The organism is Leptospira kobayashii (assembly GCF_003114835.2).
Taxonomy (GTDB): domain Bacteria; phylum Spirochaetota; class Leptospiria; order Leptospirales; family Leptospiraceae; genus Leptospira_A; species Leptospira_A kobayashii.
Map to the genome: position 1 here is coordinate 2892834 of NZ_AP025028.1, position 11648 is coordinate 2904481.

The 11648-nt window shown below is 42.1% G+C and carries 11 protein-coding genes; 5 read left to right on the plus strand and 6 right to left on the minus strand.

What is annotated here, in order from left to right:
* Window position 1: 1 nt before the first annotated feature.
* Window positions 2–1153, minus strand: a complete 1152-nt coding sequence (locus tag DI077_RS12940) for a CehA/McbA family metallohydrolase domain-containing protein (protein ID WP_109020209.1) — start codon at window positions 1151–1153, stop codon at window positions 2–4.
* Between the two features lie 30 nt (window positions 1154–1183).
* On the opposite strand from DI077_RS12940, the gene DI077_RS12945 reads away from it, so the two are divergent.
* On the plus strand, window positions 1184–2734 hold the full coding sequence (locus tag DI077_RS12945; protein ID WP_242935193.1) for an ArnT family glycosyltransferase: 1551 nt from the start codon (window positions 1184–1186) through the stop codon (window positions 2732–2734).
* Here the strand turns inward: DI077_RS12945 and DI077_RS19885 are convergent.
* Both DI077_RS19885 and DI077_RS19890 read right to left on the minus strand, forming a co-directional pair.
* Entirely contained in the window at window positions 2665–3192 is a 528-nt protein-coding gene (locus tag DI077_RS19885; protein WP_109020212.1) for an IS3 family transposase, read from the minus strand. The two genes, DI077_RS12945 and DI077_RS19885, sit on opposite strands and share 70 nt — an antisense overlap.
* On the minus strand, window positions 3087–3410 hold the full coding sequence (locus DI077_RS19890) for an IS3 family transposase (RefSeq protein WP_109020215.1): 324 nt from the start codon (window positions 3408–3410) through the stop codon (window positions 3087–3089). The genes DI077_RS19885 and DI077_RS19890 overlap by 106 nt, the downstream gene beginning before the upstream one ends.
* A gap of 156 nt (window positions 3411–3566) precedes the next feature.
* Here DI077_RS19890 and DI077_RS12950 point away from each other — a divergent pair, with 156 nt between their 5' ends.
* Both DI077_RS12950 and DI077_RS12955 read left to right on the plus strand, forming a co-directional pair.
* Window positions 3567–4808, plus strand: coding sequence for an adenylate/guanylate cyclase domain-containing protein (locus DI077_RS12950; protein ID WP_109020218.1), 1242 nt, complete (start codon window positions 3567–3569; stop codon window positions 4806–4808).
* 596 nt (window positions 4809–5404) lie between these two features.
* A complete protein-coding gene (locus DI077_RS12955) occupies window positions 5405–7351 on the plus strand; it encodes a M3 family metallopeptidase (RefSeq protein WP_109020221.1) in 1947 nt (648 codons plus the stop codon).
* On the opposite strand, the gene DI077_RS12960 is transcribed toward DI077_RS12955, so the two are convergent.
* Both DI077_RS12960 and DI077_RS12965 read right to left on the minus strand, forming a co-directional pair.
* The gene (locus tag DI077_RS12960) at window positions 7322–7912 is read right to left on the minus strand and encodes an SCO family protein (protein WP_109020224.1); all 591 of its coding nucleotides are present in this window, start codon (window positions 7910–7912) and stop codon (window positions 7322–7324) included. The two genes, DI077_RS12955 and DI077_RS12960, sit on opposite strands and share 30 nt — an antisense overlap.
* 30 nt (window positions 7913–7942) lie before the next feature.
* Window positions 7943–8404, minus strand: a complete 462-nt coding sequence (locus DI077_RS12965) for a copper chaperone PCu(A)C (RefSeq protein WP_109020227.1) — start codon at window positions 8402–8404, stop codon at window positions 7943–7945.
* 9 nt (window positions 8405–8413) lie between these two features.
* Between DI077_RS12965 and DI077_RS12970 the strand changes: the two genes are divergently transcribed.
* Window positions 8414–9442: an alpha/beta hydrolase gene (locus tag DI077_RS12970; RefSeq protein WP_109020229.1), complete on the plus strand. Its 1029-nt coding sequence runs from the start codon at window positions 8414–8416 to the stop codon at window positions 9440–9442.
* Here DI077_RS12970 and DI077_RS12975 read toward each other — a convergent pair.
* Window positions 9422–11356, minus strand: a complete 1935-nt coding sequence (locus DI077_RS12975) for a PAS domain S-box protein (protein ID WP_242935194.1) — start codon at window positions 11354–11356, stop codon at window positions 9422–9424. The genes DI077_RS12970 and DI077_RS12975 overlap by 21 nt on opposite strands.
* 30 nt (window positions 11357–11386) lie before the next feature.
* Between DI077_RS12975 and DI077_RS12980 the strand changes: the two genes are divergently transcribed.
* The gene (locus tag DI077_RS12980; protein ID WP_109020234.1) at window positions 11387–11647 is read left to right on the plus strand and encodes a Sec-independent protein translocase subunit TatA/TatB; all 261 of its coding nucleotides are present in this window, start codon (window positions 11387–11389) and stop codon (window positions 11645–11647) included.
* Window position 11648 lies beyond the last annotated feature (1 nt).

An 11648-nucleotide genomic window follows, 5' to 3' on the forward strand; every position in this document is an offset into this window, starting at 1 on the left:
ATCAATTTGTAGTTCGGTAGATTGCATTCGAAAGGATTTTTCCCGTTAAGGATGTGATCTCCAAACGAATGTAAGTATCTTCCGAAGTAAGTTCATATTCCGATCGGTCCGTGTCCGGATCGATTTTTTTTATCGTTCCGCCGTTTCCAATCCAGCGAACTTCCATATAACGTTCCCCTGAAAAGAGAGAAATTTTATCTTTGCCGTTAAAACGAATATTTGGAAGGTTCGGATCCGCGGCTCCTTGGAAGAATTTTTTCACACAGAAAAAAGCCCCATCCTTCAGATCCGCTTTAACCAACTCGGGGTTGTTTCTTTCGTTTGCAGTGGAAACATAACGAAGCAGGCTTTCTCCTTCTTTACCCCGGACAAACATGATCTTTTGCAAAATATCTTTCCAAAATGGTTCAGAAAAAGATTGAATCGTTTCTTCCGGAAAATAATGCAAATCATCACTTGCCATACAATGGACGTTTCTTCCGGCGCTCAACAGATGATCCAAAATCTTGGAGTCATCCCCGTAAGGGGTCAATACTTCGATCGCTTGGTAAAAAGGAATTTTTTCCAAATCTTCCCTTGAGAAGGACGAATGCAATTTAGGATGAGCGATCACCACATAACCGCCGCTCTCTCTCATTTGTCGGAATGTCCAAGCGATATTCTCCCTTGAAGCGTAAATGGGAAAATAATCCGGAACTTGCGTTTCCGATCCGATGGAAAGCGCATGCCTTTTTTTGATATTCTGTCCCCATTCGTATCCCGGCAAAAAAGAATATAACTTTGATTTGGTGACTTTATCATAATCGGAAAAAGAGATAAGTGAAAATCCGTTCCGCTTGTATACGGATTCTATTTCGTCCACAGTATGTCTTTCCGGAGTATAGGAAACTTCGTCGGAATGGATATGAAGGGAAACTTTTTCGGAATGAACCGTCCAATCTCCTTTTTGATAGGGATTTGTCCAAGTGTTTCCCGAGAAAGGACGGTTTGTATCCAAAAGATCGGATCTATAAAACATAATAACCGTTAATTGATAAATGGCCATTACCAACAAAAGAATGGATAATGCGGAGAAGATCAGCCTCCCCCTTGTGACTTTTTTCTTCGGCAGAACGGGATCTGAAACGATGGGAGGAAAAGTAAGAAAAAGCATGATCTCATCCTAAAGGATTTAGATTCCAATTTGATTGCTGAATTATTACAAAACGGTAACGATCCGTTTCGGGATATTTCTTCTTTCCAGGAGGATCGCAGTTTTTCCTTTGTAACTGTGAAACTCCTATTCAAAAAAATACCCGTTTTATTTTACCTTAGCATGGTTTTATCCTTATTTTTATTGTATGGAAACAATTCTCCCCTCTATGACCAGGACGAAGCTGCCTATGCCGGGTTTGCAAAGACGATGCTGGAAACGGGAGATTATCTCACCCAAAGTTTTCCTTTTTCCGAACCTCATAGAAAACCACCTCTTCATTTTTGGCTCAGTGCCATTTCCTTTCAAATCTTCGGGGTTTCCGAATTTTCCCTTAGACTGCTCCCTTCTTTATGGATTTTATTGATTTGTCTGCTCACTTACGATACCGCCAAACGAATATATAACGATAAAACCGCTCTGTTCGGCTTTATCATACTTGCGACATCTTTATACTTCCCCCTGAACGGAAAAATCGCACTCGTAGACAGCTTACTTACGTTTTGCGAAATACTGGGATTTTATTCTTTATTCCGACTACTTCCCAAACAACACACCCGAACTTATCCTTGGGTTTTGTTATTCTGGCTTTCCGTTGCTTTGGGGACCTTAACCAAAGGGCCTCCCGTTCTAATTTTTTTAGGGGGAATTTGTTTCGTGTTTTTATTTTTTCAGGAAACAAGAAAGATAGTCTTTTTATTAAAACCTTGGTTTTTTCTTCCCGTATCCTTACTTCCGTTATTCTATTGGGGATACTTAGTTTGGCAAAATACGAACGGGGAACTCATTCGCTGGATGATCGACTGGTATATTTTGAGGCGGGCTGCAAATCCTGTATTCGGACAATCGGGACCACCCGGCACCTATCTTTTGTTATTTTTCATCACTTTGTTTCCCTGGTCATTTTATCTTCCGAAAGCATTGAAAGAAATCTGGAATCAGGCAAAAAATATATACGATCATTTCCGAAAAAAAACGGCCGCTCCGGAACCGACCAATATTTTATTATTAGGTGGCATTTTTTTCGGTTGGGTATTTTACGAATTTCTTATGAGTAAACTTCCTTCCTATCCGCTGGCAGCTTACCCTATCTTTGCGATTTTAATGGGAAAGATCGTTTCAGATGCTGAAGGAAAATGGAAAAATGCGATTTTCTTCCTGGCAATCATTCAAAGTTTTGCAGTTGTCTTTATCGCTTTACCAATGTTATCCGAGAAAAGAAAAGATACGATCATAGCTGCGGATCACTGGAATCGAAAACTCCCCTTAAACACGGAGCTACTTGCGGTTCAAAATCCTGCCCTACCCAGTCTGGCTTTTTACTCCAATCACCCGATTCGGGAGATCGAACTTTTTCGTTTGCAAAATATGGAAAAGAAAACGATTTTGCTGCTCGATTCGGAAAGCTTGCTTCTTGTAAGGACATTGGGAATCCGGGGAAAAAGTCTGGGACCAGAATTTCCTATCTGGGCTTACGATAGAAACAAAGTCATTAAACTTTCGTTATATGATACGGTACCCGTAAAGCCCAATCTGGAATGAATCCTTTTTCGATTATAGAAAATTTCTATAAAATAAAAGAGTTTGGATCTTGCATCATCAAGACTCCAAAATTTTTGTTCATTTGCGAACTCAACTTTTAAGGTCTTGAAGAATGATTCTGCAACCGCATTGTCCCAACAGTTTCCGCTACGACTCATACTTTGTTTCATCTTTGCTAGTCGTAACGCCCTTCGGAATTCGTTCGATGCATATTGACTTCCACGATCAGAGTGAAAGATACAACCTTCTTGTTGAAGATTTCGCTTCACAGCATTCTCAAAACATTTAATCAAAGTCGGAGTTTGCTGATTTTCGCTTAACTCCCAGCTGATTATCTCGCGGTTGAATAAATCTATAATAACAACCAAAAAGTAATACTTGGAATTGATTTGAATATAAGTGAAATCTGAGCACCAAGCTTCGCCTGGTTTTGTTGTAATAAAGTTTCGTTGTAGCAGATTTGGTGAGACTGCAAATTGGTGTGCTGAGTTAGTCGTTTATATCCCTTCCGCTGTATCTCTTTATGGATTCTTGGACTTCCGTATGTATGGCTAGATTCTTCATAAATTTCCTTGATTAAGCGAACCAACAGTAGATTAAACTTTCTCCTTTCACTAGGAAAACGATTCTTCCAATCATAAAAACCACTTTTAGAGACTCCCAAAGCTCGACACATCTTCACCACTGCAAAAGTATTTGAGTTCTTTTTTATGAAATCGTATCTTTCTACTTTTTAGGAAGTCCAACCACCCGGGGCTATCGTCGCGTGATGCGCCGATAGCCCCGGGTTATTTTGTTGACCGATTAGTCTCGTCTCTTAGTGGTCTATTAAATGAGTGCGAGCAAAGGTTTGTTTAATCTGTTTTTCGGCGTTCCTCCGTCCGTGCCGCTCCGGCACCGGCGTATGTACTACGTCGCGCTCATCGGATTTTTTCTCGCACTGCTCCTGCACTCCAGCTGGCTCGTGGCGTTCTCTTTACTCGGTATCTATCCGCTGGCTTATTTTAACATTCTGAGCGTGGCCATTTTCGTGCTAGGTCTTTACCTTATTCGATCGCGTGGTCTGATATTGAGCATGATGCTCCTGGGATCTTTCGAAGTTCTTGTGCACCAAACCCTGGCCGTCTATCTCATGGGCTGGGATTACGGCTTCCAGTTCTACGTAATCGTCATTGCGTCCTTCATCTGCCTCGGTCATTTTCGCAACCTGGCGATTCCACTTGGTGTCGCGGCGTTCAGCGGGCTTCTGTTTATCCTGCTGTACTTCGTCGTGCAACATCTCGCCGGGGAACATTATGTACTGGCGGAACCCATCCGGGCCGCGTTCTTTGCAATGAACTGTAGCGTTTTATTTTTTCAGTTGACAATCTTTGCGTTTCTGTTCAGCGCCGCCGCACGGAACGCGGAACTCGAACTGAAAAATGAACACGAAAAATCCGAGCGGTTGCTCTTGAATATTCTGCCTCGCAGCGTGGCGGAACGCCTGAAGGCCGGAGAAGAACAGATCGCGGACAATTACAACGAGGTCAGCGTATTATTTTCGGATATGGTCGGTTTTACTTCTTTATCTCTGGAGCGCAAACCGGAGGAGGTCGTACAAATCATGAACTCCTACTTCGCGGCTTTCGACGAACTCGCTGTACAACACGGAGTGGAAAAGATCAAAACCATTGGTGACGCGTACATGTGCGCGGCCGGGTTGCCGACCCACCAGCCGGATCATGCGATCCTCATCGGACGTATGGCCGTCGATATGCTCGCGGCCAGCAAACGCATTACAGCAGAACTGGGACTTCCGACCGGAATTCGCATTGGAATCTGCTCGGGCCCGGTCAGCGCCGGCGTGCTCGGTAATATGAAGTTTGTCTATGATATCTGGGGAGACACGGTCAACATGGCGTCTCGCATGGAGACCTCGGCGCCCCATAACGCGATTCAGGTCGCAGAATCCACCTACAATCTATTGAAAGGCGACTTTCCCATGCAGCGCCGCGGGCGCATGAAGGTAAAAGGCCGCGGAGAAGCGGATGTCTATCTCATCGGCGAGCCGGAGCCGGGGCAATCTATCCGATAAAACTTGCCTTTGGGTTCGAGTAACAACTGCACCACGTTCAACGGCGGTAGTTGCGCGAATTCTTTCGGCGCCGGTTTGCCAAGCAGTTATAATTTTTTGAGCTTTACTCAGAACTGTATTTGCACAATATCGTTTAACCACGGTTTATCGCAATTATTAAAGGTCTTTCTTAGCATCAGTGCAAACTATTTCTATCTTGAATACCGATTGCCCAACACCTGCGCCAGAGATCGGAGCGGGACGACCGAAAGGTCGTCGTCCGAAGGACCGGAGCCGATAGGCGAAGCCTGCGGAAGAGCTCGGTCGGGGATTCGACCGCATCATGGTCATCTAACAAATCCGAGGCGCCCCAATCTCCGGTATCCTCAGCATAAATATTCTATTCTTAGAAGCAAGTGAAACATATCTCGCGGTAGCAAAAGCAGGGATGCCGGAGCTTTTTCGTCGGAACAGGAAGTTCCGCAGTGTGATATACGAAACGTTGAATGTCCCGCGAAAAAGAGCGTGATATGCGCAACGTTTTGTTGCCCTATCCGGTTTTCCGAGAACTCTGGTAGATAAATCTGCAATTCGAAAGTCTAAAGATCAGAGGCAATATGTTTCCCGAATTCAAAAGCGACAATTTATCAGAAAAAGAAAAATCCATAGAAGCCAAAATGGAGTCCAACAAGAAGGAAGTAGAATCCCTTTTAAAAAACTCTCCTTTAAGTTTTGCCAATTTTTTAAAACCATACCAAACGATTCATACCGAACTTTCCGATCTTAGCACGGAACTTTCTCATATTCATTCCGTTAAAAACAGCGAAGAATCTCAGACCATCTATACCAGAGTGATTCCCAAACTAACAGAGTATTATACGGACTTGGGACAAAACGAATCCGTATACAATGCCTTTCTCGAAATTCAGAAATCGGATAAAACACTTACCAAAGAGCAGAAAAAAGTTTTGGATAATGAAATCAGAGATTTTCGTTTGTCAGGCGTAGGGCTTGCTCAGGATAAAAAAGACAAATTAAAAGACCTACGTATCCGTCATTCCGAACTCACCAATCAATTTTCCCAGAATGTATTGAATGCGACAAATTCTTTTGAGATGATCCTTTCCGAAGAAGATGTAAAAGGTATGCCGGAAGGAGAACTCGTTGCGGCAAGAACGGAAGACGGTAAATACAAATTCACATTACAATTTCCAAGTTACATCGCTTATATGACCTATGGGCCGAACCGGGAAAAAAGAAAGGAACTTTACAAAGCATACTCCACACGGGCTCCCGAAAACGGAAAAATCCTGGAAGAGATTCTGAAAATCAAAAAAGAAGAAGCGAGTCTTTTGGATTTTAAAAATTATGCAGAACTCAGTCTTGCTACGAAAGTAGCGGACACCCCGGAACAGGTATTAGGTTTTCTTCGCAACCTTGCCGCAAAAGCAAAACCCATTGCGGAAAAAGAATTAAAAACTCTGAGAGATTTTGCAAAAGAACGAGGACAGGAAGAAATCGAATCCGCAGATTTGATGTTTTACTCGGAACAATTGAAAAAAGAAACATTCGATTACGAAGAGGAAAAATACCGCCCTTATTTGGAAAAAGAGTCAGTCACCAAAGGAACCTTCCGATTCTTGGAATCTTTATTAGGCATTCAGTTCCAGGAAGTAAAAACACCTGTTTGGCATCCGTCTGTGCTCTGTTATGATTTGGTCATTGATAAGGAAGTGAGATCGAGGCTCTATCTGGACCTGGAAGCAAGAAAGGATAAAAAGGGCGGTGCATGGATGCACAATTGGAAGCCTCATTTTATCGATGAAAAAGGAAAGGAAACTCTGCCGATTGCATTTGTCATCGGAAACTTCCCTGCCGCGACCAAAGACCATCCGTCATTACTCAAACCGAATGATGTGGTGACATTATTTCACGAACTGGGTCACGCACTCCATCATCTTCTTTCCCGAGTAGGAGAAGCATTTGTCAGCGGGGTCAACGGAGTGGAATGGGACGCAGTGGAATTTCCTTCCCAGTTTCTGGAAAATTTCGCCTATGAACCGAAAGTTCTCACTCTCTTCGCCAAACACTACCAGACGGGAGAAACAATACCTCAGTCTTTTATCGATGTGATGGTAAATGCGAAAAATTTCCAATCCGCTATGGGAGTGGTCCGCCAATTGGAATTTGCCATCTTCGATATGCTCATCCATCTGGATTCACCTAACGAAGAAGGAGTGCAAAAAATATTGGAACAAGTCAGGGACGAAGTAAGTGTAATTAAGCCTCCTTCTTTCAACCGTTTCCAAAATTCATTCTCTCATATCTTTGCGGGCGGTTATGCGGCGGGGTACTATTCCTACAAATGGGCGGAACTACTTTCCGCAAACGCTTACTTTTCCTTTGTGGATAAAGGAGTGTTTGATCTGAAGTTAGCGGAACATTTCAGAAAGACGGTTCTCGAGAAAGGCGGTTCCGAAAATGCAATGGTATTATTTCGGGACTTTTACGGAAAAGACCCCGAAATTGAAGCTTTACTCAGACTGAACGGGATTGCGGCTTAAAGCCTCGATGGTTTTTGCGAAAGTTTCCGCATCTTCGGTGGATTTCAAAAGTTTTCTCGTTTTTCGATTCGCATCCAGAACATAAACATAGGTGGAATGATCGATCGTTCCATCTTTTGTTTCTTCAACGAAAGCTGCATATTGCTTCACCAAACGGTTGGTAGTTGTCTGATCGAAAGAAAATCCGGAAACGTTTTTTAGAAAAAAGCTTACGTATTTCTGAACCGTTTCCGGGCCGTCCCGCAACGGATCAATGGAGATAAAAACAGTCCGAAAGGAATTTTTTGTTTTCTCGTCTAATATCTGCTCTGCGTTTTTTATTTTAGACAACATATTCGGACAAAAATCGGGACAGTATGTGTATCCGAAAAATACAAGCAATACCGGTTCTTTAAAATCCTTTAAAGATACCATTTTTCCCGACTTATCTTTTTCGGAAAAATCTCCACCCAAAGGAAGTTCGCTGAATTCAATTCCGGCCTTGCAACCGGCAAAGAAAAAACAAAGGGAAAGACAAAAAAATAAAATACGAATGCTAAACCCAAGAAAAACTTTTTTCATATAAATCACGAAAATGAATCCACTCCTAAACTACTTCACCACCGCATCCCAAACGAGCGTCTCTCCATTGGACAGAGCAAACTGAATTCGAAGCGTCTCGGATATCTCTTTCTTTTTACCGATGAGCATCAAATGACTTCCTCCCTTGTCCAAAAGGATTTCTTTTCCCGACGGAAGTGGAATGGGAAAATCCACTTTTCTCATCCTGGCGATCCCATCTTCCAAAAAGGAAGTATGCCATTCAACAGTATCAAATCCTTCCGCGCGAATCTCTTTGATACCGATATCAGAATCTCTTAAATTTGTAATTTTCCCATAACCCGCGGTGACTGTAGCGGATTCAGGGATTTTTCTGACCCAAAACCCCGCCAGGATTCCGGATTCTTCTTTTTGCACCAACAATTCCTCTGTCGCATTTGTACATGAAAAGTACAAATTGACTTGAAATAGAAAGAGAATTGTCAAAATGATTGTATTTAAATTTCGAAACAAGAGAACCCCATGAAAATTTTTGGAAAATGGATTACCGCAATTTTACTCATCCTTACCTCCTTTTTAACAACTACGTATTTTTTAAACCAGCCAAATTATAGTTTCCAACCGGAATCCGCCAATCTTCCGTTCGATTCGTACTTTCAAAAGGAATTGGAAGTCAGCAAAAACGAAGGAACCAAAGAAGGCAATGAGGAGAGATTGATTCGTTTTAGCGAAGAAAAAACACCCATCGCCATTCTTTACATCCACGGATTCGGAGCCAGTCGTGCGGAAGGCGAAGAAGTCATGGACAAAGTTGCGGACTACTTTCAGGCAAACACATATTATGTGCGACTTCCCGGTCACGGAACCAATGTGGAAGATCATTTGAACACTCCTTTCCAATCCTATCTCCAGGATGCGGAAACAGCACTTCTCGAATCCACTCAGTTAGGTGAAAAGCTAGTGTTGGTCGGAACAAGCATGGGTGGACTCATTTCATCCTATTTGGCGGCAAAATACCCAGATAAAATTTCCGCAGTGATCCTTGCTTCTCCGTTCTATGACTTTTCCGATCCGTCGGCAAATCTTTATAAGTTCACTTGGGGTTCCACATTCGTCGATTTGATTTTAGGAAAGATTCGCAAATCGGCGGAACTGGATCCGAAAGATCAGTCTTATAAGTTTTGGTATAAAAACCAATATTACGGAGCGATTCAAAATTTAATGAATCTGAAAAGATTCATCGATAAGGGAGATCCTTTGTCTCACATCGAAGAACCGGTGCTCGTTTTCTATTATTATAAATCGGAAGAAGAACAAGATAGATCCGCATCCGTTCCCGCAATGATTTCCGGATTTGAAAAAATCCAATCTGGCCCGAAAGCAAATCCGCTTAACAAAATAGTAAAAGTGGAAAAAGGAGCACATGTTCTTTTGTCCAAATATTCCGAGACAGACAAACCTTTGTTATTTCAAGAAATCACCGAATTTATCACGAAAACTACGGGTGCGGTTCAAACAAAACCGAACAACTCAAAGAAGCCCAAACGATAGCAAAATAGATTCGTAAAGTTCATCGATGGATATTGGTTTGGTTCGAACCAATATCCCTTCCTTTTCCAATGTTTCCAAATCCACACCTTCCGCATTTCCCGTATACAAGACAGCCGATAGATTCGGTGCTTTTTCCTTTAGTTTCCGAATCAAATTCAATCCGTTGATATCTTTCATTCTATAATCGGAGAGAACAAAATCAGGCAATTCCTGTTTGGAATATTCCAAAGCTGCAATGGAAGATTCGAATAAAATCGGTTCTATATTTTTCAAAGAAAGAACCGTTGCTATCGATTCACGGGCAGGTTCATCGTCTTCCACAATCCAGATTTTCTTTTTGGAAACTATATCCCAATGGGAACCTGTATTTCCGGAATTCATATTCGGCAAAGGAACGGGGGCCACCGAAATTTCCTTTTCCAAAGGAAGATCAATCGATAGTATCAAACCTGTTTCGGTATTTTTTTCAAGTCTTACCTCACCACCCCAGTTTTTCACATAACGGTTGAGAAGGTGAAGACCTTTCCATTTGATCTCTTCTTCTTCGAAAATGGATTTTTGCATAAAATCATTTATGGAAAGATTCGATACCGCGAGGCCGGTAAATTCCAAAGAAATCAAGACCCTGTCTTCCAATGAATCCGCTTGCGACCAGGGGATTTGTTTCGTGGAAAGATGAATCAATCCTTCTTTTTTGTCCTCCCAAGGAAAAACGGAACCTATCACTAGTTCGCCGATTAATTTGCAGATGCGAACCGGATCTATTTTTACAAAAAGAGGCTCGAAAGAAAAAGAACATTCCAATTGCACATTTTTCGGAATCTCTGCAAGTAGAATGGGGATATTGGATTCCAAAATGGATGAAATCTCCACGATGGAGATCGCCTCTTCGTCGTTTTTTTTGGAAAACCGGATGATACGATGAATCATAGAACGGGCGCTATTTGCTGCCATTCCTATCTTCTCCAAGTAGTCTGACAATTTGTCTTTGGAGGTAGCAAGATCCTGTTTGGAGAGGATTTCCTTTCCCAACTGAGAAAACACATGGATAGGTTGCAGATAATTGTTCAAGTCGTGCGCCAGATTTCCCGCCAAATTTCCGATCGTTTCCATTTTTTGAGAATGTAGATTATAAGATTCGATTTGTTTTTTTTCCGTTAAGTCATCCAAGAGTAGATAATAAAAATTGGGACGACCTTCCGAGTTTCGAAAAATATTGGTTCGGCGGTAAATGTTGATTCGTCTTCCGTCCTTTCTATATAAAACGGATTCTCCGAATTCCATTCCGTCGCCCATAAGGGAAAAATAATCCTTTTCCTCTTTGGAAAGTCCTATTTTATTTACCCGCTTCATATTAAGATAAGTCAAATCTTCGATCGAATATCCCGTTATCTCCGTAAAACGGGCGTTAACCCTAAAATATCCTCCTTCCCAGTCCTGTAACGCCATCCCTAAAGATGCATTTTCAAAAAGACTTACCGAAAATTGGATTTGTTCGCGGATATTGTCCTCGTTGATTTTTTGATTGGTAACATCATTCACATATCCGATCCCTAAAATTTGATCGGAAACCTGAGAGAGATTTACCGATTTTTCATTGAAATGAAACCAACGGGGGTGTTCCCCTTTTTCCAATAAGAATCGAATATCAAATTCGACTCTGGTGCCTGCGGGAGATTGGGTGAGAGATTTGGTTTGGGACTGCCAAAGAGGTTTGTCCTCTTTATGAATCAGAGAAAGAAGTTCCGATTTTGCGGTAAGATCCTGGGCACCCGAAACCCCGAAGGTTTTCTGAAAATACTCGTTTGTGAATAGTAGTTTTCCGGAAACGATTTCAAATAGATATATCCCCCCGGAATAGGTTTCCGGTAACAATCGAAAGAAATCTATCATTCCGCTTGATTCCTGACTCATTTGCATAGATATTGTAACTAAGAGGAAATTATGCTCCAGATTCCTATTTCTTTTCTACCCCCACTTGCTTTTTTCAATCTTGGCCCTTGGGAAATTGCACTCATCGTTTTTTTGGCTCTGCTCTTTTTTGGTGGCAAACGCCTTCCTTCGCTCGCAAAGGATTTAGGCTCAGGCATCAAAGAATTTCGTAAGTCCTTAACCGGCTCCACAGACGATGAGCCTACCAGTTCGATTCCTCAAAATGAATCCCTGGAAAAAGAAACTACCAAACCGAAGAAGAAAAAAGCATAAA